General features: G+C 66.5%; 22 protein-coding genes. 6 read left to right on the top strand and 16 right to left on the bottom strand.

Going from position 1 to position 26,669, the window contains the following annotated elements; translation table 11 throughout:
• Positions 1-29: 29 nt before the first annotated feature.
• A complete protein-coding gene (gene dnaK, locus CDO44_RS16730; protein ID WP_087781393.1) occupies positions 30-1,973 on the top strand; it encodes a molecular chaperone DnaK in 1,944 nt (647 codons plus the stop codon).
• Between the two features lie 214 nt (positions 1,974-2,187).
• Positions 2,188-3,306 (top strand): molecular chaperone DnaJ, encoded by a 1,119-nt coding sequence (gene dnaJ / locus CDO44_RS16725; protein WP_087781392.1) that lies wholly within the window; start codon positions 2,188-2,190, stop codon positions 3,304-3,306.
• Here dnaJ and CDO44_RS16720 read toward each other — a convergent pair.
• From CDO44_RS16720 to CDO44_RS16670, 11 genes are all read right to left on the bottom strand, one after another.
• Positions 3,299-4,219, bottom strand: coding sequence for a GntR family transcriptional regulator (locus CDO44_RS16720; RefSeq protein ID WP_087781391.1), 921 nt, complete (start codon positions 4,217-4,219; stop codon positions 3,299-3,301). The two genes, dnaJ and CDO44_RS16720, sit on opposite strands and share 8 nt — an antisense overlap.
• A 51-nt stretch (positions 4,220-4,270) precedes the next feature.
• Positions 4,271-5,263, bottom strand: a complete 993-nt coding sequence (locus tag CDO44_RS16715) for a tripartite tricarboxylate transporter substrate binding protein (protein ID WP_087781390.1) — start codon at positions 5,261-5,263, stop codon at positions 4,271-4,273.
• 51 nt (positions 5,264-5,314) lie between these two features.
• Positions 5,315-7,966, bottom strand: coding sequence for an aconitate hydratase AcnA (gene acnA, locus CDO44_RS16710; RefSeq protein ID WP_087781389.1), 2,652 nt, complete (start codon positions 7,964-7,966; stop codon positions 5,315-5,317).
• Between the two features lie 41 nt (positions 7,967-8,007).
• Positions 8,008-9,495, bottom strand: a complete 1,488-nt coding sequence (locus CDO44_RS16705; RefSeq protein ID WP_087781388.1) for a tripartite tricarboxylate transporter permease — start codon at positions 9,493-9,495, stop codon at positions 8,008-8,010.
• 3 nt (positions 9,496-9,498) lie between these two features.
• The gene (locus CDO44_RS16700; protein ID WP_233146223.1) at positions 9,499-10,002 is read right to left on the bottom strand and encodes a tripartite tricarboxylate transporter TctB family protein; all 504 of its coding nucleotides are present in this window, start codon (positions 10,000-10,002) and stop codon (positions 9,499-9,501) included.
• Positions 9,999-10,952: a tripartite tricarboxylate transporter substrate binding protein gene (locus tag CDO44_RS16695; RefSeq protein ID WP_087781387.1), complete on the bottom strand. Its 954-nt coding sequence runs from the start codon at positions 10,950-10,952 to the stop codon at positions 9,999-10,001. The genes CDO44_RS16700 and CDO44_RS16695 overlap by 4 nt, the downstream gene beginning before the upstream one ends.
• 109 nt (positions 10,953-11,061) lie before the next feature.
• A complete protein-coding gene (prpF, locus tag CDO44_RS16690) occupies positions 11,062-12,237 on the bottom strand; it encodes a 2-methylaconitate cis-trans isomerase PrpF (protein ID WP_087781386.1) in 1,176 nt (391 codons plus the stop codon).
• Positions 12,224-13,303, bottom strand: coding sequence for a lactonase family protein (locus CDO44_RS16685; RefSeq protein WP_087781385.1), 1,080 nt, complete (start codon positions 13,301-13,303; stop codon positions 12,224-12,226). The genes prpF and CDO44_RS16685 overlap by 14 nt, the downstream gene beginning before the upstream one ends.
• Positions 13,304-13,461: 158 nt before the next feature.
• Entirely contained in the window at positions 13,462-14,427 is a 966-nt protein-coding gene (locus tag CDO44_RS16680) for a D-2-hydroxyacid dehydrogenase (RefSeq protein ID WP_087781384.1), read from the bottom strand.
• A gap of 4 nt (positions 14,428-14,431) precedes the next feature.
• Complete coding sequence (locus CDO44_RS16675) at positions 14,432-15,403, bottom strand: tripartite tricarboxylate transporter substrate binding protein (protein WP_087781383.1); 972 nt, start codon at positions 15,401-15,403, stop codon at positions 14,432-14,434.
• A 90-nt stretch (positions 15,404-15,493) separates the two neighbouring features.
• Positions 15,494-16,285 carry a class II aldolase/adducin family protein gene (locus CDO44_RS16670; protein ID WP_087781382.1) on the bottom strand — a complete coding sequence of 264 codons (792 nt, stop codon included), beginning with the start codon at positions 16,283-16,285 and terminating at the stop codon, positions 15,494-15,496.
• A 145-nt stretch (positions 16,286-16,430) separates the two neighbouring features.
• Here CDO44_RS16670 and CDO44_RS16665 point away from each other — a divergent pair, with 145 nt between their 5' ends.
• A complete protein-coding gene (locus CDO44_RS16665) occupies positions 16,431-17,351 on the top strand; it encodes a LysR family transcriptional regulator (protein ID WP_087781381.1) in 921 nt (306 codons plus the stop codon).
• A 39-nt stretch (positions 17,352-17,390) separates the two neighbouring features.
• On the opposite strand, the gene CDO44_RS16660 is transcribed toward CDO44_RS16665, so the two are convergent.
• From CDO44_RS16660 to CDO44_RS16650, 3 genes are all read right to left on the bottom strand, one after another.
• On the bottom strand, positions 17,391-20,165 hold the full coding sequence (locus tag CDO44_RS16660) for a pitrilysin family protein (RefSeq protein ID WP_087781380.1): 2,775 nt from the start codon (positions 20,163-20,165) through the stop codon (positions 17,391-17,393).
• A 75-nt stretch (positions 20,166-20,240) separates the two neighbouring features.
• Positions 20,241-21,413 carry a VWA domain-containing protein gene (locus CDO44_RS16655; RefSeq protein ID WP_087781379.1) on the bottom strand — a complete coding sequence of 391 codons (1,173 nt, stop codon included), beginning with the start codon at positions 21,411-21,413 and terminating at the stop codon, positions 20,241-20,243.
• Between the two features lie 113 nt (positions 21,414-21,526).
• Entirely contained in the window at positions 21,527-22,402 is an 876-nt protein-coding gene (locus CDO44_RS16650) for a MoxR family ATPase (protein WP_087781466.1), read from the bottom strand.
• Between the two features lie 291 nt (positions 22,403-22,693).
• Here CDO44_RS16650 and CDO44_RS16645 point away from each other — a divergent pair, with 291 nt between their 5' ends.
• The gene (locus CDO44_RS16645; RefSeq protein ID WP_087781378.1) at positions 22,694-23,053 is read left to right on the top strand and encodes a cytochrome c; all 360 of its coding nucleotides are present in this window, start codon (positions 22,694-22,696) and stop codon (positions 23,051-23,053) included.
• Between the two features lie 10 nt (positions 23,054-23,063).
• Positions 23,064-23,435, top strand: a complete 372-nt coding sequence (locus tag CDO44_RS16640) for a cytochrome c (RefSeq protein ID WP_087781377.1) — start codon at positions 23,064-23,066, stop codon at positions 23,433-23,435.
• 357 nt (positions 23,436-23,792) lie between these two features.
• Here the strand turns inward: CDO44_RS16640 and CDO44_RS16635 are convergent, their stop codons facing one another.
• A complete protein-coding gene (locus CDO44_RS16635) occupies positions 23,793-24,209 on the bottom strand; it encodes a DUF1841 family protein (protein WP_087781465.1) in 417 nt (138 codons plus the stop codon).
• 126 nt (positions 24,210-24,335) lie between these two features.
• Between CDO44_RS16635 and icd the strand changes: the two genes are divergently transcribed.
• Complete coding sequence (icd, locus tag CDO44_RS16630; RefSeq protein ID WP_087781376.1) at positions 24,336-25,598, top strand: NADP-dependent isocitrate dehydrogenase; 1,263 nt, start codon at positions 24,336-24,338, stop codon at positions 25,596-25,598.
• A 43-nt stretch (positions 25,599-25,641) separates the two neighbouring features.
• On the opposite strand, the gene CDO44_RS16625 is transcribed toward icd, so the two are convergent.
• Positions 25,642-26,616 (bottom strand): tripartite tricarboxylate transporter substrate binding protein, encoded by a 975-nt coding sequence (locus CDO44_RS16625; protein ID WP_158213313.1) that lies wholly within the window; start codon positions 26,614-26,616, stop codon positions 25,642-25,644.
• Between the last annotated feature and the right edge of the window lie 53 nt (positions 26,617-26,669).

The following is a 26,669-nucleotide window of genomic DNA, read 5'->3' as shown; positions in this document are numbered from 1 at the left end:
AAGTTCTCTGATCTTTCAGGAATAGGATTATGGGCAAAATCATAGGCATCGACCTGGGTACCACCAACAGCTGCGTGGCAGTCATGGAGGGTGCGCAGGTCAAAATCATCGAAAACGCCGAAGGCGCCCGCACCACCCCCTCGATCGTCGCCTATATGGAAGACGGCGAGATCCTGGTGGGCGCGCCGGCCAAGCGCCAGGCGGTCACCAACCCCAAGAACACCTTGTACGCCGTCAAGCGCCTGATCGGCCGCAAGTTCGACGAAGAGGCGGTGCAGAAGGACATCCACCTGATGCCCTATGCCATCGTCAAGGCCGACAACGGCGATGCCTGGGTGCAGGTGCGCGACAAGAAGCTGGCGCCGCCGCAGGTGTCGGCCGAAGTGCTGCGCAAGATGAAGAAGACGGCCGAGGACTACCTGGGCGAGGAAGTGACCGAAGCCGTGATCACGGTACCGGCCTACTTCAACGACAGCCAGCGCCAGGCCACCAAGGACGCCGGCCGCATCGCCGGCCTGGACGTCAAGCGCATCATCAACGAGCCCACGGCGGCCGCGCTGGCGTTCGGCCTGGACAAGACGGAAAAGGGCGACCGCAAGATCGCGGTGTATGACCTGGGCGGCGGCACGTTCGACATCTCCATCATCGAGATCGCGGACGTCGACGGCGAGAAGCAGTTCGAGGTGCTGTCCACCAACGGCGACACCTTCCTGGGCGGCGAGGACTTCGACCAGGTGCTGATCAACTACATCATCGCCGAGTTCAAGAAAGAGCAGGGCGTGGACCTGTCGAAGGACGTGCTGGCCCTGCAGCGCCTGAAGGAAGCCGCCGAGAAGGCCAAGATCGAGCTTTCGTCGGCCACCCAGACCGAGGTCAACCTGCCGTACATCACGGCCGACGCCTCCGGTCCCAAGCACTTGAACCTGAAGATCACCCGCGCCAAGCTGGAAGCGCTGGTCGAAGACCTGATCAACCGCACGATCGAGCCCTGCCGCATCGCCATCAAGGATGCCGGCGTCAAGGTTTCGGACATCGACGACGTGATTTTGGTCGGCGGCATGACGCGCATGCCCAAGGTGCAGGAGAAGGTCAAGGAATTCTTCGGCCGCGATCCGCGCAAGGACGTGAACCCCGACGAGGCCGTCGCCGCCGGCGCCGCCATCCAGGGCTCCGTGCTGTCGGGCGACCGCAAGGACGTGCTGCTGCTGGACGTGACGCCTTTGTCGCTGGGCATCGAGACCCTGGGCGGCGTCATGACCAAGATGATCAAGAAGAACACCACCATCCCGACGAAGTACACGCAGGTGTTCTCCACCGCCGACGACAACCAGCCGGCCGTGACCATCAAGGTGTTCCAGGGCGAGCGTGAAATCGCCGCGGGCAACAAGGCCCTGGGCGAATTCAACCTCGAAGGCATCCCGCCCGCGCCGCGCGGCACGCCCCAGATCGAGGTCACGTTCGACATCGACGCCAACGGCATCCTGCACGTGTCCGCCAAGGACAAGGGCACGGGCAAGGAAAACAAGATCACGATCAAGGCCAACTCCGGCCTGACCGAGGCCGAAGTCGAACGCATGGTCCGCGATGCCGAGGCCAACGCCGACGAAGACAAGCGGGTCGCTGAGCTGGCGCAGTCGCGCAACCAGGCCGACGCCCTGGTCCATGCCACGCGCAAGTCCCTGGGCGAATACGGCGACAAGCTGGAGGCCTCCGAGAAGGAAGCCATCGAGGCCGCCATCAAGGACCTCGAGGACGTTCTGAAGGAAGGCGACAAGGCCACCATCGACGCCAAGGTCGAGGCCCTGTCCAAGGCTTCGCAAAAGCTCGGCGAGAAGATGTACGCCGACATGCAGGCCCAGGCTCAGGCCGCGGGCGCGGCGGGTGCGGCGCCAGGCGGCGACGCCGGCGGCGCCAAGGCCGACGACAACGTGGTCGATGCCGACTTCAAGGAAGTCAAGCGCGACGACAAGTAAGCAGCATCGCCGAGCGGCCTACAATGTGGGCCGCTCGGCTTTTTCGTTTGACTGCACCTGCGGCCTTTTCGCCGGCGCCGGTGCAGGGTTTGGGTAGGCTCCCTCGGCCCTGCGGGGCAGCCAGGCCGAGGGAGCCTACCCAAACCCGTCAATAGCGCAAGAAGCTATTTACCAGAGATATTGCCGGCCCTCCCGGGCCACCAAAGAAAGAACCATGTCCACCAAACGCGACCTGTACGAAATCCTCGGCGTCTCCCGCACCGCCTCCGAGGAAGAAATCAAGAAGGCCTACCGCAAGCTGGCCATGAAGTACCATCCCGACCGCAATCCCGACTCCAAGGAAGCGGAAGAGAAATTCAAAGAGGTCAAATACGCCTACGAGATCCTCTGCGAATCCGACAAGCGCGACGCCTACGACCGCTACGGCCACGCCGGCGTCGATGCCGCGGCGGCCGGAGGCATGGGCGCGGGAGCCGGCGGCTTCGCCGACGCATTCGGGGACATCTTCGGCGAGATCTTCGGCGGCGGCCGCCAGCGCGGCGCCCAGATGTACCGCGGCGCCGACCTGAAATACAGCATGGAAATCACGCTGGAGCAGGCCGCCACCGGCTTCGACACCGAAATCCGCGTACCCAGCTGGGACAACTGCGACACCTGCCACGGCACCGGCGCCAAGCCCGGCACCCATCCCAAGACCTGCCACACCTGCGGCGGCACCGGCGCCGTGCGCATGCAGCAGGGCTTCTTCAGCGTGCAGCAGACCTGCCCGACCTGCCACGGCACGGGCAAAGTCATCCCCGACCCCTGCACCGCGTGCGATGGCGTCGGCAAGGTCCGCCGCAACAAGACCCTGCAGGTCAAGATCCCGGCCGGCATCGACGACGGCATGCGCATCCGCTCGTCCGGCAATGGCGAACCGGGCGTCAACGGCGGCCCGTCGGGCGATCTCTACGTCGAGATCCACATCAAGCCGCACCCCATCTTCCAGCGCGACGGCGACGACCTGCATTGCGAGTTGACCATCCCGTTCACCACCGCCGCGCTCGGCGGCGAGCTGGAGGTGCCCACGCTGGGCGGACGCGGCGAGATCAGCATTCCGGAAGGCACGCAGTCGGGCAAGGTATTCCGCCTGCGAGGCAAGGGCATACGCGGCGTGCGCTCCAGCTATCCGGGCGACCTCTATTGCCACGTCGTGCTCGAGACCCCGGTGCGCCTGAACGACAGGCAGAAGCAGATGCTGCGCGACTTCGAGGCTTCGCTGAGCGAAGGCGGCGACAAGCATTCTCCACAGAGCAAGTCGTGGACGGACAGGGTGAAGGAGTTCTTCAGCTGATCGCGGCATTCGCCGCGAAAACATTCTGCCCGTAGACTTTCGCCCGTCGGGCGTCTTCGAGGTGCTTGCGCATCAGGCCGGCGGCCTCGATCAAGTCCTGTTGCTCGATGGCCGCCAGAATGCCCAGATGCTCCCGCGCCTGAGTCTGGCGGGCCGGGCGCATCGCGGCCTGGCGGTATTCGACCAGGCGCCTTAACTGATTCAGGCGCTGCACGGTCTGCAGGGCGAAACGATTGCCGGACCACTGCGCCAGCGTTTCGTGAAAACGGCAGTTCGCCTCGAATAGTTCGATGGCCGTCATGGACTGGTAGCCGCCGTCGACGATGAGTTGCTGTTCGCGCCGCAGAGCGGCCAATTGCGTGCGGTCGGCCGAGAACCAGGGGCTCATCAGGGCCGCCGGTTCTATGGATTGGCGGAACAGATAGCTTTCTTCATAGGCCTGGGGCGAGTCGATCATGGGCAGGAATTCCCAGCCGCTGCCTACGCGCTGTTCGACCCAGCCTTCCTTGGCGATGCGCGAGAGGACCTTGCGCAGGGTGCTGCGGGCGACACCGAACATCCGCATGAGCTGAGCCTCGTTCACCTCGTTGGGTAGTTCGCCCGATTGCCTCGCTTGCGCGATCTGGTGATAGAGCGGGTCGTCGGGCTCGGCCAGCAGGGTTCCCGCCACGTCATCCAGGTCCTTGGCGTCGCGCGCCAGGACGAAGCGGCGGTTGCTGTCCTGTCGGACGACGCCCAGGGTAGCCAGGTGGCGCAGCGCCACCTGGACCGGGCTGCGGGATGTGCCGATGGCCTGGGCCAGGGAGATCTCGGGCATGGCATCGCCCGCCACGCGATTTTCCCGGCGCACCAGCGCCATGATCTCGCGCACCACGCGGGCCTGCACGGCAGTCAGATCTTTGGTTTTCTCCATGCGCCCTAGTGTAGCCGGGAGCTTCGCCAGGTTCGGCGGGCAGGCGATGCCTCAATCGATCTTGAGATGGAATCGGGAAATCAGCGCGGACATTTTCTCGGACTCCTTGGCGATCAGCTCGCGCAACGCCTCCGGACCCTTGCCGACTGCGGTGGTCATGCCCTCGGCGAAGCGCTGGCGCACATCCGGTTCGGCCAATGCCCGCCGGGTGGCCTGGTCGACGATGTCGATCCGGTCGCGCGCAGTGCCCTTGGGCGCTACCAAGCCCATCCAGGAGACGAATTCGTAGCCGGCCACGCCGCTTTCAGCCACGGTGGGCACTTGGGGCAGCGCGGCGCTGCGGGTACTGCCCGTGGTCGCGAGCGCGCGCAGCTTGCCGGCCCGGATGTGCGGCAGGGCCGCGAGGGGGAACGCCACGACGGTCGAGATTTCTCCTCCCAGCGCGCCTATCATGGCGGGACCGCCGCCGCGGTAGGGCACATGTACGAGATTCACGCCGGCCATGGATTTCAGCATTTCGCCGGCCAGATGATTGGCGCTGCCGTTGCCGGCCGTTCCGTAGGTGAAGGCGCCGGGTCGGCGCCGAGCCTGTTCCAGCAATTCGGCCAGGTTATTGGCGGGCACGGATGGGTGGGCGCAGATGATCAGATCGATGGACGTCATCAGGCTGACCGGCTCCAGTTCGGCTACCCGATAGCCGGGGTCCTTGTAGAGAAAAGGATTGATGGCCATGGTGCTCTGGTTGACGAAGGTCAGCGTGTAGCCGTCGGAAGGCGCGCGGGCGCCGGCGGCCGTGCCGATGTTGCCCGCCGCGCCGGCGCGGTTCTCGATGATCAGCGACTGCCCCAGCGCCTGTCGCCAGTGGGGTTGCAGCAAGCGGCAGACGGCATCAGCATCGCCGCCGACCGGCTGGGGAACCAGGAGCGTGATGGCCTTGTCGGGATACCTGTCGTTGGCTCGCGCCTGGCTGGAGAGCCCGGCCAGGGCCGCCATGCCGGTCAGCGTGCGCAGTGCCTGGCGCCTGCCTCGAGTGTCGATGTTCATGTTTGTCTCCTTCACGATCTGTTTGGAATGGGATGCGGTATGGACTGGAGATCAGGCCAGCGGGGGCGTGCCGACGTAGTCACGCCAGACCCGGGGCAGAATGCCGCCGTGCCGCCAGTACTCGACGTCTTCGGCCGTGTCCAGCCTGACGATCAGCGGCACGGTGGTCATCCCGCCGGTCTCGCGATGGATGACGGCGCGCACGCGCGCGCCGACTCCCAGTTCGTCGGACAGGCCGAGGATGTCGATGCGTTCGGAGCCGTCCAGGGCCAGCGATTCGGCCGTCGTGCCGGCTTCGAATTGCAGCGGCAGGACACCCATGCCGACCAGGTTGGTGCGATGGATGCGCTCGAAGCTCTCGGCAATCACGGTCTTGACGCCCAGCAGCGCGACGCCTTTCGCGGCCCAGTCGCGTGATGATCCGCAGCCGTAGTTGCGGCCGGCAATGATGGTCAGCGGCACGCCGCGGCGCAGGTACTCTTGCGCCGCTTCGAAGATGCGCATCTGGGTGCCCTCGGGCATCAGACGCGTGTGGCCGCCTTCGATGCCTGGCACGATGCGGTTGCGCAGGCGGATGTTGGCGAAGGTCGCGCGCACCGCCACGTCATGGTTGCCGCGCCGCGTGGTGTAGTTGTTGAAGTCGGCCTTTTGCACGCCCTGACCGAGCAGGAAGTCCGCCGCCGGCGTGCCCAGGCTGATGGCGCCTGAAGGAGAAATGTGGTCGGTGGTGACCGAGTCGCCCAGAATGGCCAGCGGCCGCATGCCCAGAATGTCCGAGACAGGAGGCGGGCGGCGGCTCAACCCGTCGAAGTAGGGCGGCCGGCGGATATACGTGCTGTCCGCGTGCCACGCGAATCGTTCGCTGGGTTCCCCTGCCAGGGCGTCCCAGGCGGGGCCGCCGTCGAACAGGTCGGCATACTTGGCGCGGAAGAGATCCGGTTCGTAGGCATTGTCTACAGCCTCGGCGATTTCGGCCGCGGTCGGCCAGATGTCGCGTAGATAGACCGGCGAGCCGTCGCTGCCGGTACCGATGGGGTCGCGGGTGATGTCGAGCATCAGGCTGCCGGTCAGGGCATACGCCACCACCAGCGCCGGTGATCCCAGGTAGGCGGCGCGTACGTTGGGGTGGATGCGGCCTTCAAAGTTGCGGTTTCCCGAGAGCACTGCGGTGGCGACCAGCTTCTCGTGTTCGATGGCCTCTACAATGGCTTCCGGCAATGGGCCCGAACCGCCGTTGCAAGTGGTGCACCCGAAGCCGGCCACCTGGAAACCCAGGCTGTCCAGGGCGTCCTGCAAGCCCGCCTTTTCGAGCACGGCGGCGGTAACCTGGCTGCCGGGTACAAGGGAGGTCTTGACCCAGGGCTGGCTGCGCAGGCCCAGAGCGACGGCCTTCCTGGCCACGAGGCCGGCCGCCATCATGTTGACGGGGTTGGCCGTGTTGGTGCAACTGGTGATGGCGGCGATGACCACGGCGCCGTCATGCAACGAGAAGCCGGCATCGCGCACCGGCACACGGCGGGCCGCGTCGGCGGGCGCGCCGGCAATGTCGAGGTGGTGCTGCCGGAATGCGCGGCTGACCTCTTCCAGCGCGATGCGATCCTCGGGATTGCGGGGGCCGGCCAGGCAGGGGGTGATGGCATCCAGGTCCAGCGTGACGACGGCATCGAACTCGGGAGCGGGGGTATCTGCGTCGCGCCACAGTTTTTGGGCCTTGGCATAGGCCTCGACCAAAGCGACTTGATCGTCTTCGCGGCCCGTCATGCGCAGATAGGCGAGAGTGCGTTGGTCGATGGGGAAATACACGACGGTAGCGCCATACTCCGGCGCCATGTTCGCGATCATGCCGCGGTCCCCCAGAGAAAGGGTGTCCAGTCCTTCGCCGAAAAACTCCACGAACTTGCCGACTACGCCGATCTCGCGCATTTTCTGGGTGATGGTCAGAACGAGGTCGGTCGGCAGCACGCCCTCGCGCAGCCGGCCGCGCACCTCAATGCCGACCACTTCCGGCAAAGCCAGGGACACGGGCTTGCCCACCATGACCGCTTCGGCCTCGATGCCGCCTACTCCCCAGCCCAGCACGCCCAGGCCATTGACCATAGGGGTATGGCTGTCGGTGCCGACACAGGTATCGGGAATCGCCAGTTCGCCATCCGGCAAGGTTTCCGTTCTTACCACCTGGCCGATATGCTCGAGATGGAGCTGGTGCATGATGCCCTTGCCGGGCGGGACGATGCGCACGCCCTCGAAGCTGCTGCTGCACCAGCGCAAGAACGCGAAGCGCTCGCCATTGCGTTCGTACTCGCGCTCGAGGTTGACCTGGCGGGCATCGGCGCTGGCCCAGCGATCCACTTGCAGCGAATGGTCGATGATGACATCCACCGGTACTTTGGGCCGGACGGCGGCTGGCGCCATTCCGGCGTCGGCGACGGCATCGCGCAGGCCGGCCATGTCCACCAGCATGACCTGCCCGAGGATGTCCTGCCCGAAGACGCGTGCGGGATAGAAGCTCAGGCCGCCGCCTGTTTCGCGTTTGAGTAGGATGTCGATGTCCGCACGCGTATCCGAGCCCTGGCGGGCCTGGCGCAGCAGATTCTCCAGCAGGATGCGCAGAGAGAAAGGCAGGCGGTCCAAGCCGGGGATGTCCGTAACGGGAACATAGCGAATCTTGCGGCCGGGCAACGGTAATAGAGGAAGGTCGGTCATGGTGCGGGTTTCAGCGTGATTTAAGGGGGGGCGCGGCAGACTCATGCTTCGCGCTTGAGACGGCGCAGCAGCAGGGGCAGCACCAGGGCGGCGGCGGCCAGGGCGAGCAGGGTGGCCGAGGTGGGGGTCGACACCAGGATCATCGGATTGCCCTCGCCCACGGCCAGGGCGCGCCGCAACTGGGTTTCCGCCATGGGCCCGAGGATCAGCCCGATCAGGACCGGCGCGATGGGGAAGTCATAGACCCGCATGACGTAGCCCATCAGGCCGATGCCGAACATCAGCGCCATGTCGGTCCACGAGGTCGCCACGCCCCAGATCCCCACCATGGCGAAGATCAGGATGCCCGCGTACAGATAGGGCCGGGGAATCAGCAGCAGCCGCACCCACAGGCCGACCAGCGGCAGGTTCAGCACCAGCAGCATCAGGTTGCCGATGTACAGCGAGGCGATCAGGCCCCAGACCAGTTCGCCGCTGTTGGTGAAGAGGAAGGGGCCGGGTTGCAGGCCATAGCTCTGGAACGCGGCCAGCAGCACCGCCGCCGTGGCCGAGGTGGGCAGCCCCAGGGTCAGCAGCGGCACCAGCACGCCGGCGGCCGCGGCGTTGTTGGCGGCTTCGGGGCCGGCCACGCCTTCGATGGCGCCCTTGCCGAATTCCTCGGGATGCTTGCAGAGCTTGCGCTCGATCGTATAGGACAGGAAGGTCGGGATCTCGGTGCCGCCGGTGGGCAGCGCGCCGATGGGAAAGCCCAGCGCGGTGCCGCGCACCCAGGGTTTCCATGACCGCTTCCAGTCCTGGCGCGTCATCCAGGTGCCTCCCGCGAGCGGGTTGATGCGCGGCGGGGCCTTGCTGTAGCGGCTGGCGACATACAGGATCTCGCCCACCGCGAACAGCGACACCAGCACCACCGTCAGTTCGATGCCGTCGAGCAGGTCGGCCGAACCGAAGGCCAGCCGGGCCTGCCCGGTCTGGCCGTCGATGCCCACCACGCCCATGGCCAGGCCCAGGAACAGCGCGATGAAGCCGCGCACGCGCGAGGTGCCCAGCACCACCGAGACGGAGGTGAAGGACAGCACCATCAAGGCGAAGTAGTCGGCCGGGCCGAACACGAAGGCCAGTTCGGCGATGGCCGGCGCCACGAAGCTCAGGGCCAGCGTGGCGATGGTGCCGGCCACGAAGGAGCCGATGGCCGCGGTGGCAAGCGCGGCGGCGCCGCGTCCGGCCCTGGCCATCTTGTTGCCCTCGAGCGCGGTCATCATGGAGCCGCTCTCGCCCGGCGCGTTGAGCAGGATGGACGTGGTGGAGCCGCCGTACATGGCGCCGTACAGGACGCCGGCGAACATGATGAAGGCGGCGGTGGGGGCGATCTGCACGGTGACCGGCAGCAGCAGCGCGATGGTCAGGGCCGGGCCGATGCCGGGCAGCACGCCGATGGCGGTTCCCAGCACGGAGCCCAGGAAGGCCCAGAACAGGTTCATCGGCTGCAGCGCGACGCCGAAGCCGGACATCAGGGCGTTGAAGGTATCCATGGATCACCACCCCACCGGAGGAAAGGCCAGGCCCAGGCCGACGCCCAGCCGGGAGAAGCCGAGCCAGCAGATCACGCCCAGCGCGAGGCCGATGGCACAGTCGAACACCAGGCGCCGCGAGCCGAAGGCCCGGGTGACCAGGGCGAAGGACCCCATGGCGGTCAGGGGAAAGCCGAGCGGCTGCATGGTCAGCAGGGGCAAGGCGGCGCCGGCGGTGGCCCACAGCAGGGCCGGCCAGGAGGCGCCGGCATCGGCCTCGGCGTTTTCCACTTCCTGGGGCGAGAAGCTCTCGCCGCGGGCGATCTGCACCAGCAGCAGGATGCCCAGGACGATCAGCGCCGCGCCGATGGCGCTGACGAAGAAGCCCGGGCCCAGCGCGGCATAGCCGCCGATCTGGGGCAGGGTGCCGCCTTCATAGAGCCAGACCGCGCCTATGGCCATGACGGCCAGGCCCAGCCACCAGGGGCGCCTTGGGGGGGTAGTCATCGTGTCGTTCAGGTGACTCATTTGACCAGTCCGACGTCCTTGAGCACTTCGGCCTGGCGCGCCTTCTCCTTGGTCAGGAAGGCGGCGAAGTCGTCGCCGGCCAGGTAGGCGTCGTCCCAGCCGTGGTCGGCCAGCGCCTTCTTCCATTCGGGCGAGGCGTGCAGCTTGGCATAGCGCTGCAGCCACATGTCGCGGCCGGCCTTGCTCATGCCGGGCGCGCCGACGATGCCGCGCCAGTTGCCGATGACGACGTCGTAGCCGCTTTCCTTGAGCGTGGGCGCGTCGATACCCGGCAGGCGCTGCTCGGAAGACACCGCGATGATGCGCAGGCGGCCTTGGCTGACATAGGATTTCACTTCGGACAGGCCCGAGATGCCGATCTTGGCTTGCCCGCTGGCCAGTGCGGTGACGACTTCCGCGCCGCTGGCATAGGGGAGATAGTTGATCCTGGTAGGCGCGACGTCGACCGCCTTGGCAAGCAAGGCCGCGGTGACGTGGTCGGTCCCGCCGATCGAACCGCCCGCGATGGTTGTGCCGCCCGGGTTGAACTTGAACGCTTGAAGCGCATCGGCAGCGGTCTTGATGGGCGAGTCGGCGGCCACCACGATGGCGCCGGTATCCAGGCTGAGGCGCACCAGCGGCACGACCTGGTCCAGCGTGACGGGAGACTTGTTGGTGATGATGGCGCCGACCAGGATGGCGCCCATGGACATGATGGCGTTGTCGTCGCCCTTGCCGGTGCGCACGAACTCGGCCAGGCCGATGGTGCCGCCCGCTCCGCCCTTGTTGGTGACCTGGAAACCGTCGGTGAAGATGCCGGTCTGCTGCATGACCTGCAACGGCACGCGCGCCGCCGCGTCATAGCCACCGCCTGGGCCGCCGGGCGCCATGACCTTGGCAGGAGCGCTCATGGCGGTCAGCGGCACGGCGGCAATGGCGAGAGTCGCCAGTGTCTGTTTGAGGAATTTCATGGATGTCTCCTGGTTTTGTTATAGGAGGCGGACTGGCCGCCGGTGGGGAACGGCCATCGGCCGTTCCGGCAAAAAGCTCATGGGGTTGCGGCGCGACGCGCCATGGGGGTCATTTCCATGGCGGCACCAGCACCACGCCGTCCATCAGCCGGCGCGCCGTGCGGCTCATGGCCACCCGCGCGACGCTCCAGCGCCCGTCCTGGCTGCGTGCCTGGGCGCCCACCTTCAGCGTGCCCGACGGGTGGCCGAAGCGCAGTTCGCCGCATGGGCCGCCCAGCACGTCGGCCAGCACCGTGCCGGGCACGGCGGCGGTGGCGGCGATCGCGACCGCGCCGGTACCGGTCATGGCGTGGTGCAGCTTGCCCATGGAAAAAATGCGCACGTTCAGGTCGATGTCGCCGGCGGCGACGGCGCGGCCGCTGGAGGCGGTATAGGCCGCGGGCGGGGCGGCGAAGGCGAGCTTGGGCGTGTGCTGGCGGTGCGCGGTGGCATGGGCGGCGTCGGGCGCCAGCCCCATGGCCACGGCGGCATGGGCGCGGATGGCCTCGACCCGTGCCAGCAGGTCGGCGCGGCTGTTCACATCGGGTTGCAATTCCGTGCCGGCCAGTCCCAGGGACGAGGCGGCGACGAAGACGGTGGGGTTGCCGGCGTTGACCAGCGTCGCACGGATTTCCCCCACTCCTGGAATGGTCAACACGTCGGCCGCGCGGCCGGTGGGGAACATCGCGTCTTCAGGTCCGTCGCCACCGCCCGGATCCAGGAATTCCAGGCGGACTTCGGCCGCCGGGAAGGTCACGCCGTCCAGTTCGAAGTCGCCCAGTTCCTGGACCTGCCCGCCCCGCACCGGTACGTGGGCGATGATGCGCTTGCCCAGGTTGGCCTGCCAGATGCGGACCACGGCGATGCCGTCGCCATCGGGCCGTACCAGTGCGCGGTGGATGGCGAAGGGGCCGACGGCGGCACTGAGGTTGCCGCAGTTGCCGCTCCAGTCGATGACGGGCTGGCCGATGGCGACCTGGCCGAACCAGTAGTCGACGTCGCAGTCGGGGCGGGTGCTGGGGCCCACGATGACCACCTTGCTGGTGCTGGAGGTGGCGCCGCCCATGCCGTCGATCTGCTTCTCGTAGGGGTCGGGGCTGCCGACCACGCGCATCAGGACGCGGTCGCGGGTGGAGGGATCGGGGGGGAGGTCGGCGGGCAGGAAGAACACGCCCTTGCTGGTGCCCCCGCGCATGTAGAGGGCGCGGATAGGAATTTGGCGGGACAACGAGTCAATGTGATTCATGGGGAACTCCAGGCTTGAATACGATGCAGACGGGACTGCCTGTGGATGCGAGTACGGTCGGGGGTTGGGCAACATGCAGACGCACGATGGTGTCGGTGCCTTCATTCGCGACCCAGAGGGCCCGCCGGTCGGGAGCGAGTGTGATGAACCGCGGCGTCCTGCCCCCCGTTTCCTGCCAGCCGCCGGGCGACAAGCGCCCGTCGCGGATGACGAAGCAGGCGATGCTGTCGTGGCCCCGATTGGAGACGTACAGCCTGCTTTCATCCGAGGACAGCGCAATGCCTGATGCCGTGTTTTCGCCCGTGTAGTGGGACGGCAGCGTGGAGCTCCGTTCGAATGGCGTGAAGGCGCCACGCTGGGCGCATACCCGGGCGGCCAGCACCTGGCTGGAAAGCTCCAGGGCAATCCACGCGATACGGCCGTCGCCGCTGTAAACCAGATGGCGAGGACCGCTGCCGGCGGCAATGGAGGAACCGTGCATCCATGTCAATTGCCCCGATGCTTCGTCCAGGTGGACGGCATGGACCCTGTCGGTTCCCTTGTCAGGAACGGCCAGCCAATCGCCGGTGGGGTGGTAGACGAGCTGGTGGGGATGAGCACCCGTCTGCTGGCTGCGGTGCGGGCCCGGCATTCCTGGCAATGGCAATGTGTGCGCGACTGCGTCCAGGCTGCCGTCGGCCTTTATCGGGAGCGATGCCAGGTTGCCGCTGGCGAAATTCGCCACCAGCAGCCATCGGCCGCCGCGGCTGGCCAGGATATGGACCGGGTTGTTGCCTCCGCAGGCGTAAGTCCCCAAGTTCAGCAGCGCGCCGTTGTCCTGGATGCGGAAGGCGCTTACGGCATCGCCGTCGCCATGCGCACAATACAGATGCTTGGCCGCGGCATCCAGGCATAGAAACGACGGATTCGGTGCCGTCGGGTGGCGGTGCCGGTGATGCAGGCTGCCATCGGCAAGGAGGTCGAACACTTCGATTCCTTGGCCTCTGGCCTGGCGGGCGAGCGTGGTCCGGCAGCCGGTATAGACGAAACCGAGATGGGGATCACCTTCGGGATGCTGGTTCTTCATCTGATCAAATTGAATTATTTGATCAGATTATACAAATAAAAAAATCCTGAGCAACGCCGTTTTTAGATCATTAAATCCATTTTTATTTATGTGAAATCATCATAAAGCCGCAAGGCGGCCATGTTTTTAGTGGTTATTTGAATCTGATTGGGTGTGCCTTACCGAACCACGTTGCGCAGGCCGGCCCGGTCGCCGCTGGCCCAGGCACGCGCGTTGTGCGCGATGAGCGGCAGCACCTGGTCGGCATAACGGTCCGACTCGCCGCCGATGTGCGGCGTGATCAACAGCCTGGGTACCGACCACAAGGGATCGTCTTCAGGCAGGGGCTCGCGTTCGAATACGTCCAGCGCGGCGCCTGCCAGCCTGTCGCCGCGAAGTGCGTCCACGAGCGCGGCGGTATCGCATAGCGCCGCGCGCGCCAGGTTGATGAGGAAGGCGCCGGGTTTCATCGCCGCCAGCACGGCGGCGTCCACCAATCCCCGCGTTGCCTGGGTCAGGGGGGCCAGGAGCACCAGGAAGTCCGCTTGCGCAGCCACGTCGCGCAGCGTGCCATGGGCGTCCACCCGGTCGAAGCCCGCCACCTGGCGAGGGCTCGCCGATACCGCCAGCGTATGCATGCCCAGCGCCTGGCACTTGATTGCCAGTTCGCTGGCTATCAAGCCCGTTCCCACTACCGCGAGCGTCTTGCCGTGCAGCAGCGGCTGGCGTCGGCGCTGCCAGCGGCGTGCGCGTTGGTCCGCCAGGATGGACGGGAGATCGCGCGCCAGGGCGAGCATCAGCGTCAAGGCCATTTCCGAGACGGCCGGGCTGTGGATGCCGTGTGCCGACGTCAACGCCACGTCCGGCGGCAGGTCCGGATGGTCCGCGATGCCATCCACGCCGGAGGACAGGGCCTGCAGCCACTGCAACCGGGGCAAGGCACGCAGCAAGCCATGGTTCAACGCGCTGGCGAAACACGCCAGTGCCGTGGCCTGCCGAGCCGAATCGGGTATCGGCTGGTTCGGGCCAATCCAGTCGAACGCGAGATCCGGCAGGCGCCGGGTCAGTTCCCGCGCATAGTATTGGCCATCGGCGTTGACGATGAGCAGCCGGAAATCGTCCGTGGATGCAGGGGATGTCCGCATGGCATCAGTCCGTGCTGATCTTCGCCGCCGAGATCAGCGGCCCGTAGGACTGCTGTTCGCTTTCGATGCGGGCCCGTACCGCGCTGGCGGTGGACGGCGCGGCTTCCTGGCCGAGTGAGTTCAGTGCCTGCCGGGCTTCCGGTGTCGCCAGCCACGCCCGGATTTCATCGCCAAGCTTGTCGATGATCGCGCTCGGCGTGCGCGCCGGGGCGTAGAGCGCGAACCACGTTTCCAGCTCATAGCCGGGGAAGCCCAGTTCGGCCAGGGTCGGCACGTCCGGATACATGCTGGAGCGTTGCAGCGACGTGGCAGCCAGTACCTTGATGCGGCCCGACTTGCCGAATCCTCCCAACGCGGCCTGGTCCAGCATGGCCAGCGGCGTGCGTCCCGACACCACGTCGGCGATCGCGGGGGCAAAGCCCTTGTAGGGGACGTGGTTGAGCCGCACGTCGGCCCGCTGGGCAAGCAGTTCCATGCCAAGGTGGGCGGAGCCGCCAATGGCATTGGACGCATACGACAGCGCGCCGGGCTTGGCCCGCGCCATGGCGAGCACCTCGTCCAGCGTATTGGCGCCGAGTTCGGCCGACACGCAAAGAAGGTACGGGCCCTTGGACAGCATGCTGATGGGGGCGAAGTCGGCCCGGACGTCGTAGGGTACCTGCTTGCTGGTGAGCGGGATCAGGGACATGGTCGAACCGCCCGTCATCAACAGCGTGTAGCCATCGGGGGCGGCCCGCGCGACCGCTTGCGCGGCGATCACGGTATTGCCACCGGAGCGCGATTCGACCAGCACGGGCTGGCCCAGGGTTTTTTCCAGGCGCTGCGCAAGCAGGCGGGACAAGCCGTCCGCACCGCCTCCCGGCGCGTACGGAATGATGATGCGTATCGGCCTGTCGGGATAGGCGTGGGCGGGCGCGGCCGCCAGGGCCAGCGCGGCGGCCAGGCCGGCGAACAGATAGCGGCAACGATGGAACATGCCTGTCTCCTTGCGCGCGGCTCTTGCCGCGCTGCGTTTTTGTCGTGAGGCCGGCGCGCGCCGGTGGCGGGCCGGATGCGATGGGGTGAATCAAGTGCGATAGGACGGATCCTTGCGGTCCAGCATGCGCAAGAGCGCGGGCCATTCGAGGTTGCCCAGGGGACTGACGGTTCCGTCCGAGCGGACCGTGCCGGGCGGACGGAAGCCGGCCGCGGAGATCTTGTCGGCCAGGGCGGAGTCGGGAAGAGTCAATTCCTGGCCGCTGGCCAGCGCATCCACCTGGGCCTGCATGGCCATTTCGAGGTGCCACATCATTGCGAACGCCTGGCCGATGCTTGCGCCGGCCACCAGCGTGCCGTGGTTGCGCAGGATCATGACGGGCTTGTCGCCGAGATCGGCGGCCAGGCGTTCGCGTTCGGCGACCTGGTTGGCCAGCCCCTCGCTGTCGTGGTAGGCGACCTTGCCGTGGAACAGCATGGCGTGCTGGGTCAGCGGCAGGAGTCCGCACTTCATCGCCGATACCGCCATGCCAGCCCGGGTATGGGCATGGATGACGCAGCGCGCATCCGGGCGCGCGGCATGGATGGCGCTGTGGATGACGAACCCGGCGCGATGGACCGGATGCGGCGTGGGTTCCACGATGTTGCCGTCGATGTCGATCTTGACGAGGTTCGAGGCGCAGACCTCGTCGAACATCAGCCCGAAGGGATTGAGCAGGAAGTGCTCTTCGGCGCCCGGTACGCGCGCCGAGATATGCGTGTAGATGAGATCGGTCCAGCCATAGTGGGCATGGAGCCGGTAGCAGGCGGCCAGATCCACGCGCATTTGCCATTCTTCGGTGCGCGACGCGGGGCTGGAAAGGGCGGCGATATCGGTCTGCATGGATTCCTGAGCGTGTTCAATCGTGCAAGGCAGAGCGGCCGCGCTTGGAGTAGAGTATTCCCGCCGCGCGCCCTCTGCGCATTGAATCGCCTGTCCGTGCCGAAGCCAATCAAAACATTTTGATCGAAACTTGAGAAAAATCTGAATGAGCATCGAGACCCAGCTGACCCTGCGGCAACTGCGGGCCTTCGTCGCCGTCTATCGGCTCGGCAAGCTCGCGACTGCGGCAAGCCGGCTTTCCGTGACGGAGTCGGCCGTCAGCACCATGCTCAGGCAGATGGAATCCGCGTTGAACCTGAGGCTGTTCGACCGGACCTCGCGGTCGCTGGTGCCGACCCAGGCGGCCCAGGAGATCATCGCGGCTGCCGAGCGCATACTGGGCGACGTAGCGTGGCTCGGCACGCGGATGCAAGACATGGGCGATTGTCGCATCGGCCGCGTGCACGTAGCCGTCACCGCTACCGTAGGCAGCGTCCTGATGCCGGGCGTGGTGCGGCGGTTCCGCGACGCTTATCCTGGCGTTCAGCTGGTGCTGGACGACTGCGCGCCGGATCAGTTCCTGGCCAAGGTGTCGTCGGAGCCCGTGGATTTCGGCATCGGTACGCCGGAACGCGAGGACCCGCTGCTGGCATCCCGCTTGCTGCTCCGCGACCACCTCTGCCTGGTCTGCGCAACGGACCACCCGCTGGCGCGCCGTCGCCAGGTGCGTTGGCGCGAACTGGCCAAGGAGCCGGTGATTGCCGTGCGTCAGGGACTGGCCTACGGAATGCGCCGCCGGATGGAAGCGGCCGCGGCAGGTGCCGGCGTGGCGCTCAACGTGGTGCACGAGGTGAATTTCCTGTCCTCGGCGTTCTGGATGACGGCCAGCGGGCTGGGAGTATCGATGTGGGCATCGGCGCTCGCGGCGCGCATGCCCTACGAGAATCTGACGCGCTGCCGGCTGGTGGGCCCGCGAGTGCCTATTGATTTCTCGCTGGTGCACAAACACGGCCGCAGCCTGTCGCCGGCTGCCGAGGCCTTCGTGGAAATCGCGCGCGACGAGCTCGCGGGCATGGACGTCCTGTAGCCCGGCCGGGGCTCCCTCCAGGCAGCCCCGGCCAAGCGCCTACTTGAACGTTCCCGCCACCGCCGTGCTGAAGTCCTCCGGCTTGAAGTACTTGCGCAGCGCAGCGTTCACTTGCGAGGCCGTCAGAGCTTGCAGTTTACGGTCCGATTCGGCGGCGAAGGCGAAGGTGCGGCCCAGGTCCAGGTAGTCCGACCACGCGTTCACCAGGCGCCGGTCTTGCGCCCGGACCAGATGCCGCAGGTTCATCAGCGAGGCGATCCCGTCCTTGACCTCTTCCTCGCTGAAGCCGTCGCGCAGGACGCGGTCGATTTCCTCCTTGATCACCGCCTCCAGGCGTGCCCGGTTGCTGGGCGCATAGATGGCGTACATGCTCCATTGCCCCGAGGGTTCGTACGCCGAAGCCGACAACTGGCTGCGCACGTTGTAGGACAGCCCCTCGCGCTCGCGTACCCGCATCCACAGGCGCGAGGTCTCGGAGCTGCCCAGCAGGTAGTTGGCGAGCAGCGCCGCCGGGTAGTCCGGATCGGTGTCCTGCAGCTTGACCGGCATGGTGGACAAATAGAAGGCATTGGCCTTGTCCGGCAGGGAAAGGTCGAAGCGCTGGGCGGGCACGGCATGGTAGGGGTCCGGCACGCGGGTGTAGGCGGGCGCCTGCTTCCATCCCGCCAGGCCCTTGGTCAGCGCCTGCTCGGCGGCGGCCGGGTCGAAGTCGCCGACGGCTGCCAGGCGGATGCGTCCCGCGCCGTAGAAGCGGTCGTGGAACTGCACCAGGGCATCGCGCGTCAGCGCCTTGTAGGCGGCTTCCTGCTCGTCGAAACTGGGCGTGTAGCGCAAGTCGTCGGCCGGCCATGGGTTGTCGTGCCGGGCCAGGGCCAGCTGGGCGACGGCCGTGGGCTCCTGGCGCGCGCTTTCCACCGAGGCCAGGCCGCGGCGGCGGTATTCGTCCAGTTGGTCTTCGGGGAAGCTGGCATTGCGCAGGATGTCCAGCACCAGTTCCAGCGTGGCGGGAAGATTGTCCCGCGTGGTGGAGATGTCCACCACGGCGCTGGTGCCGCCGGCGGCAAAGCCGACGTCGGCGCGCAGGGCGTCGAAGCGGTCCTGGATCTGCTGGCGGGTCATCGTGGCGGTGCCGTTGTCCAGCAGCGCGCCCACGGCGCTGGCGATCTCGCGCTGGCCGCGCAGCGATTCGGCGTCGCCGAATTGCACCACCAGCCGCGCGTTGACCAGGCGGCCGCGCGTCGACTTGGGCAACAGCGCCAGCTTGACCGGGCCGTTGGGCAGGTTCAGGGTCTTGCGCTGGGTACGCGCGTCGATGTTGGCCGGCGTGGCGTCGAAGGCCTCGGCTTGCACGAAGTCAGTGTCGCCCTTGTAGCCCTTGAGCTCGGCCTCCAGGTCCAGCGGTTGCGGGGCGGGCGCCCGCTGCGGATTATCGGTCGGGATATAGGTGCCCAGGGTGCGGTTCGACTGCAGCAGGTAGTTCTCCGCCACGCGCTGCACGTCGGCCAGCTTGAGGTCGCGGATGCGGTCGCGGGTCAGGAAGAACAGCCTCCAGTCGCCCTGGGCGATGCTCTCGGACAGCGACACGCCCACTTTCTGCGGATCGCTGTAGGCCATGTCCCAGTCCTTGAGCCAGCGGGTGCGCGCCCGCTCAAGCTCCTCCTCGGTCACCGGATGAGACTTGAGGGATTCGATGGTCTCGAGCATCTTCGCGCGCGCGGCGTCCACGTCGGCGCCGGGCTGCAGCTGGACGCCCATCATGACGATGCCGGGGTCGCGCATGCCGAAGGTGAAGCCGAAGGTCGAGGCGGCCAGCTTGGTCTCTACCAGCGCCTTGTACAGCCGGCCCGAGGGCGCGTCGCCCAGGATGCTCGCCAGCATTTCCATGGCCGCGGAATCGGCCGCTCCGCCTTGGGGCGTATGGTACATGGCGGCGACCATGGGCGAGCCGCCCGATCGGCGCAGCGTGACGCTGCGCTCGCCGTCCTGCACCGGTTCCTCGGTGTAGAGCCGGGGGAGGGTGCGCTTGGGCTTGGGTATCTTGCCGAAGGTGCGGGCGATGACCGCCAGGGTCTTGGCTTCGTCGAACTGGCCCGAGACGATCAGCACGGCGTTGTCGGGCTGGTAGTAGGTGCGGTAGAAAGCCTGCAGGCGGCCGATGTCGACGTTCTCCACGTCGGAGCGCGCGCCTATCGTCGTCTTGCCGTAGTTGTGCCACTGATAGGCCGAGGCCATCATCTTGCTCATCAGCACGCGGAACGGATTGTTCTCGCCGCTTTCCATCTCGTTGCGCACCACGGTCATTTCCGAGTCCAGGTCCTTGCGCGCGATCAGTGAATTGACCATGGCGTCGGCCTGCCACTTCAGGTACCAGTCGAGGTTCTCCTCGTTGGCGGCGAAACTGGCGAAATAATTGGTGCGGTCGGTCCAGGTGCTGCCGTTGGCTTGCAGCCCGCGGCGCGAGAATTCGGCCAGCGCGTTGCGCATCGTGGGCGTGCCCTTGAACAGCATGTGCTCGAGCAGGTGCGCCATGCCGGTTTCGCCGTAGTTTTCCTGGCGCGACCCCACGAGGTAGGTCATGTTGACCGTGGTCGTGGGCTTGGACTGGTCGGGCGCCAGCAGGATGCGCAGGCCGTTGGGAAGGCGGTATTCGTTGATGCCTTCGACGGCGGTGACCTTCTGTACGCCCGCGGGCAGGGAGTCCGATGCCCGGGCGGCCTGCGCCGAAGGCGGCAGCAAGGCGGTCATGGACAGCGCGACGCAGGCCAGGGCCCGGCCCAGGCTGCCGGATCGGAAAGCGGTAAGCGATGATGGCATAGGGAAAGTCGAACCGTTCAAGAAGTGAGTTGGAGTGGTGAATCGCGCCAACGTTCCCGCCGCGCGGCCGCGGATCTACTTGGACAGCAGGCGCATGGCCTGTTCCAGGCCGCCCAGGGTGACCGGATACATGCGTCCCTGCATCAGCCTGCGGATGATATCGGTGGATTGCCGGTAGGGCCACAGCCCCTCGGGCTCCGGGTTGAGCCAGGCAAAGCGGGGGTAGGCGGCGGCCATGCGCTGCAGCCAGACGGCCCCGGCTTCTTCATTGTGGTATTCCACCGAGCCGCCGGGCTGCAGGATCTCGTATGGGCTCATGGTGGCGTCGCCGACGAAGATCAGGCGCCAGTCGGGGTTGTATTTGCGCAGGACGTCCCAGGTATGGGTGCGCTCGGCATGGCGCCGGCGGTTGCTTTTCCATACCCAGTCGTACAGGCAATTGTGGAAGTAATAGACTTCCAGGTTCTTGAATTCGCTGCGCGCAGCCGAGAACAGCTCTTCGATGCGCTGGATGTGGCTGTCCATCGTACCGCCCACGTCCAGCATCATCAGCACCTTCACCGTGTTGTGCCGTTCCGGCACCATGCGGATGTCCAGGCGCCCCGCGTTGCGGGCCGTGCTGCGTATCGTGTCGTCCAAGTCCAGTTCCAGGTCGGCGCCCTCGCGGGCGAAGCGGCGCAGCCGCCGCAGGGCCACCTTGATGTTGCGCGTGCCCAGTTCCACCTGGTCGTCGTAGTCGCGGAAGCTGCGCATGTCCCAGGCCTTGACGGCGCCGTGGTTGCCGGCGCTTTCGTTGCCGATGCGTATGCCTTCTGGGTGATAGCCCCCGCTGCCGAAAGGCGAGGTGCCGCCCGTGCCTATCCACTTGCTGCCGCCCTCGTGGCGTTCCTTCTGTTCTTCCAGCCGCTGTCGGAACAGTTGCATCAGCTTGTCCCAGCCCAGCTTTTCGATCGCGGCCTTGTCCTCGGGCGAGAGCTCGCGCATGAAGCGCTGCACCAGCCATTCGGCGGGAATCTCCTTGCCGGGAGGGAAGGCGGCCTCGACGCCCTTGTAGTAGCTGGCGAATGCCCGGTCGTAGCGGTCGAACTGGCTCTCGTCCTTGATCAGCGTCATGCGGGCCAGCAGATAGAACTCGTCCACCGACGGCGCGATCACCCGGCGCGACAGCGCCTCCAGCAGCGTCAGGTACTCCTTGATGGAGACCGGCAGCTGGTGTTTGCGCAGATGGTAAAAAAAATCAATGAGCATGGCCGGTCCCCCCTACGCGCTTACGCGCGCCCCCCAGGGGGCGGTGCTGGCGGACCGGCGGAGCCGGATCCGCGGCACCCTGGGTCGGGCACGAGAGGCGGATCGATGCAGATTCATGCTCGCCTGCCGCTTCTCGCCATGAGGACCAGGCGTTCGAACAGGTGGACGTCTTGTTCGTTTTTCAGCAGCGCGCCGTGCAGTGGAGGCACGGCGGCTTCGCGGTCGTTGCTTTTCAAGGCTTCCGGGGGAATGTCTTCCGCCAGCAGGACTTTGAGCCAGTCCAGCAATTCGGACGTGGACGGCTTTTTCTTCAGGCCGGGGGTCTCGCGCAGCTGGAAGAAGCTGTCCAGCGCCGCCGACAGCAACTCCTTCTTCAATCCGGGGTAGTGCACCTTGACGATCTGCTCCATGGTCTCCTTCTCGGGAAACCGGATGTAGTGGAAGAAGCAGCGCCGCAGGAACGCGTCGGGCAGGTCCTTTTCGTTGTTGGACGTGATGATGACCAGCGGCCGGTGGATGGCGCGCACGGTTTCCCGCGTCTCGTACACGTGGAACTCCATGCGGTCCAGCTCGCGCAGGAGGTCGTTGGGGAATTCGATGTCGGCCTTGTCGATCTCGTCGATCAGCAGCACCACCGGTTCCTGGGAGGCGAAGGCCTGCCACAGCACCCCGCGCACGATGTAGTTCGTGATATCGCGCACCTTTTCGTCGCCCAGCTGCGAATCGCGCAGGCGGGAGACCGCGTCGTACTCGTAGAGGCCCTGGTGGGCCTTGGTGGTGGACTTGATGTGCCACTGCAGCAGCGGCCGCCCCAGCGCCCGGGCGACTTCCTCGGCCAGCATGGTCTTGCCGGTGCCGGGCTCGCCCTTGATCAGGAGCGGCCGCTCGAGCGTCAGCGCGGCGTTGACGGCAAGGGTGAGGTCGTCGGTGGCGACGTAGGTGTCGGTACCCTCGAAGCGGGCGGCGGACGGCGGAACGGGCTGGGGCATGGTCGGACTGGCGTTGGCGCCCACCGGGGGCGAAGCACCCAGTATAGAAAAGTCCGGTGAGGCCGGGGAGCGGCATTGTGTGAGTGCGGATGACCGCTGCGGCGCCCGGCGGTTCCTGATGTATCATTAGCGGTTAAATAAGACGGGAACCGGGCATTTCAGTCGTAGAACAATACGGTTTCCGGATGGAAATACGGAGACGCTTCGTTGGCCTGTGGGGGCCGGGCGTTGCCGCTCAGTCGTTTCGCCGCCCGGTATCGGGATTTCTCTTGATTCTGATAGAGCGTTCTAATGAAGTTGAGCATAACGAAGCGGGCGCTGCCCGCGCTGGCCGCCCTGGCCGCCTGTGCGGTCGTCGGCTCGGCCGCCGCCCAATCCGCCCAGCCTGCCACCATCACCGGCAATGCCGAAGCCGCCCGTGACAAGAACTCCATGTGCATAGGCTGCCATGGCATTCCCGGCTACAAGGCCAGCTTCCCCGAGGTCTACCAAGTCCCCATGATCGCGGGGCAGAACGCCAAGTACATCGAGGCCGCGCTCAAGGAATACGCGAGCGGCGCCCGCTCGCATCCCTCCATGGTTGGCATCGCCAAGAGCCTGTCCGAGCAGGACATCGCCGATCTGGCCGCCTATTACTCGAGCTTGAAGTGAGCGCCCGACCATGACCAACAGCTACCGCATTTCCTTTGCCGCTGCCTTGCTTTCCCTGTCGGCCGTCCTGCCGGCCCATGCCGCCGGCGACATCGCCGCGGGCAAGGCGGTGTTCGACCGCATCAACTGCGCCTCGTGCCACGGCGCCGACGCCAAGACCTCGATCGATCCCAGCTACCCGCAACTGGCCGGCCAGCATGCGGACTACCTGGCGCACGCCCTGCGGGCCTATCGCCGGGGCCAGTCCAACGCTGCTCCTTCGGCCAACATCCGCAAGAACGCCATCATGGGCGCGTTCGCCGTCCAGTTGTCCGACAAGGATATCGAGGACGTGGCGGCTTACCTTTCCAGCCTGCCGGGCAACCTGGCGGTGAAGCGGTAGGTTGCCCTCTACGAGGCCCGCCCCCCTACGCGCTTCGCGCACCCAGAATGGTGGACCTCTGCGCGGCAGCCCTCCGAGGGGGCCGGGACGCCTTGGGGTGGCCCGGCGGAGCCGGATCCACCGCATCCTGGGTCTAGGGCCGGTTTCTTGGGTTGGGGCACCTGTGCTTCGCTGCTGCCTGCGGCATCAACAGTGCCGCAAACGGAGAAAGCCGCACTAGACCCAGGGCGCCGCGGATCCGGCTTTGCCGGTCCGCCAGCGCCGCCCCCTTGAGGGGGAGCGGCCGAAGGCCGCAAGGGGGTGGGCTTACCTTCCCCTTGAGGGGGAGCGGCCGAAGGCCAGCAGGGTGGATCCCCTCTACCGTTGGCGGATCAGCTCGATATAGGCTTCTGTGTCCAGCGGCGTACCCAGCCGCTGGGCTTCCCATACCACTCTTCCCAGGCACTCCATGATCTCGTGCGCCGCCTCGTGCGCGCCTTTGCGCTGGGCGAGTTTCTGGTAGGCGTCGCGGATGCCGGGCGGATGATCGATCGATAGCTGCTCGGCAATGGCCAGGTGCATCGACAGGTGCAGGAACGGATTGGTGCGCCCCGCCTCGACGCTGTAGTCGGCTTGCGCGGCGTCGGGGTTCTCGAGGTCGCCGTGGTATTCGGCGTGTTCGAGGATCCAGTCCAGCGCAGTCGCTTCCAGCGGGGTCAGCACTTCGCCCGCGCGGTGCTTGCGCCACGTCTCGGTGAAAAACTGGCGGACCTGGTCTCGGGTAGGGTTGAACATCATCCTGGCATTGTACCGCTGCTCCTGCCGGCCGCCGCGTGGCAATGCCGGGCCGAATACGGGATAATTCCCGGCATCCCGGGCGCGCAATACCGGCCCGCATCCATGATTGCTCGGAAACGCCGCATGTCTTCTTACAAGCATATCCAGGTGCCCGCCGAGGGCAGCCGCATCACCGTCAACGCGGATTTCTCCCTCAACGTGCCCGACCAGCCCATCGTCGCCTATATCGAGGGCGACGGCACCGGACGCGACATCACTCCCGTCGCGATCAAGGTGATCGACGCGGCCGTGGCCAAGGCCTATGGCGATGCCCGCCGCATCCATTGGATGGAGATCTACGCCGGCCGCAAGGCCACCGGGCTGTACGGCGAAGGCGTCTGGCTGCCGGAAGAGACCGTGGCCGCGTTGCGCGAATTCGTCGTGGCCATCAAGGGGCCGCTCGGCACCCCGCCCGGAGGCGGATTCCGGTCGCTGAACGTCATGATGCGGCAGGCGCTGGATCTGTACGTCTGCCTGCGGCCCATCCAGTACCTGCGCGGGGTGCCGTCGCCGCTGAAGCAGCCCGAGAAGACCAACATGGTCATCTTCCGCGAGAACTCCGAGGACATCTACGCCGGCATCGAGTACGCCGCGGGCTCGCCCGAGGCCGTGGAGCTGATCGCCGTGCTGGAAGAAAAGCTCGGTGCCAAGCACCTGCGTTTCCCCGCCACATCTGGCATAGGCATCAAGCCCGTTTCGCGCGAAGGGACCGAGCGCCTGGTGCGCAAGGCCATCCAGTACGCCATCGACCACGATCGCCGCTCGGTCACCCTCGTGCACAAGGGCAACATCATGAAGTACACCGAGGGCGCGTTCCGCGACTGGGGGTACGAGATCGCCCGCCGCGAGTTTGCCGCGGAAACCATCGATGCCGGTCCCGCGTGCCGCATCCGCAATCCGCGCACCGGCCGCGACATCCTCATCAAGGATTGCCTGATCGACACGTTCTCGCAAACCATGCTGCTGCGGCCGGTGGAGTTCGACGTGATCGCCACGCCCAACCTGAACGGCGACTATCTTTCCTCGGCCCTGGCCGCGCAGGTGGGCGGAGCGGGCATCGCCCCGGGCGCCAACATGAGCGATTCGGTTGCCGTGTTCGAGGCCACGCATGGCACCTCCGCCAAGTACGCCGGCAAGGACTACGTCAACCCGAGTTCCGAAATCCTGTCGGGCCGCATGATGCTGCAACACATGGGCTGGCACGAGGCGGCCGACCTGATCCTGCCGGCCATGGAGCGCACCATCCTGTCCAAGCGCGTGACCTACGATTTCGCGCGCCAGATGGAGGGGGCGACCCAGGTGTCGTGTTCCGGGTTCGGGGAAGCCGTCATCGCCAACATGGCTTGAGCTCGAGGGGAGCACAGGCTTCCCCGCAGCTTCCGCATCCGGGCTATTTGCCGCGTTTCTCCAGCAGCGGGTCGATACGCCGGCGTTCCTCCGCGAGAAAGCGCGCGAAGGTCGCCGCGCCAGGCTCCATGACCACGGCCCCGCCGTCTACGAAGATCTTGTTGACCTTTGGGTCGGCCAGGGCCTGTGCCGTGGCCTGCTCGAGCTTGGCAACCACGGCTGCGGGCGTCCCCTTGGGGGCGAAGAGCCCGAACCATCCGTTGAAGTCGAAGTCCGCCATGTCCAATGCCTCGGCCACCGTCGGCACGTCGGGCAGGAGCGGCGAGCGGACCTTGGACGTGACCGCCAGGGCGCGCAGCCGGCCTTCCTTCAGGAACGGGGCGGCCACCGGCGTATTGACGAATCCCATTTGCAACGTGCCTCCGAGCAGGTCGGTCATGGCCTGGGCGTTGCCCCGATAGGGCGTGTGCGTGAAGCGCGCGCCCGTGCGCGCCGACAGCATTTCTCCGGCAATGTGGGTAGACGTTCCTTCACCCGGGGATCCGTAGACGAAGCGGTCGGGCGCCTTCTTGGCGGCGGCGATGAGTTCGGCCAGGGTCTTGACCGGCACGGAGGCGTTGACGGTGACGACATTGGTCATCTTCGACACCCCGGAGATCGGCACCAGGTCGGTGGCCGGGTTGAACGACAGGTCGGCGAAGAGGTGCAGATTCGCCACCATGGGAAGGCCGTTGAGCAGGATGGTGTAGCCATCGGGCTTGGCGCGCGCCACGTATTCCGTGCCGATGTTGGTGCCCGCGCCGGGCTTGTATTCGATGACGATGGGCTGGCCCAGCGTCGTGCTCATGTGCTCGCTGATGGCGCGGGCGAAGACATCGGAAGATCCGCCCGCGGCGCCGCCGATGATCATGCGGATCGGGCGGGAGGGGTAGGTGTCGTCGGCTTGGGCCGGGGAGGCGGCCCCGGGGGCCGCGGTAGCCAGGACGAAACAGCAGGCCTTGAGAAGCTTGGTGCGCATGGGCGTATTCCTCAAACGTGGGGAAGCGGTTCGACTCAGGCACGAGGCGTGCC

It is taken from the genome of Pigmentiphaga sp. NML080357, assembly GCF_002188465.1.
Lineage (GTDB): Bacteria > Pseudomonadota > Gammaproteobacteria > Burkholderiales > Burkholderiaceae_B > Pigmentiphaga.
The sequence above is the reverse complement of the archived record's forward strand: the minus strand, read 5'-3'. Positions and strand labels throughout refer to the sequence as shown.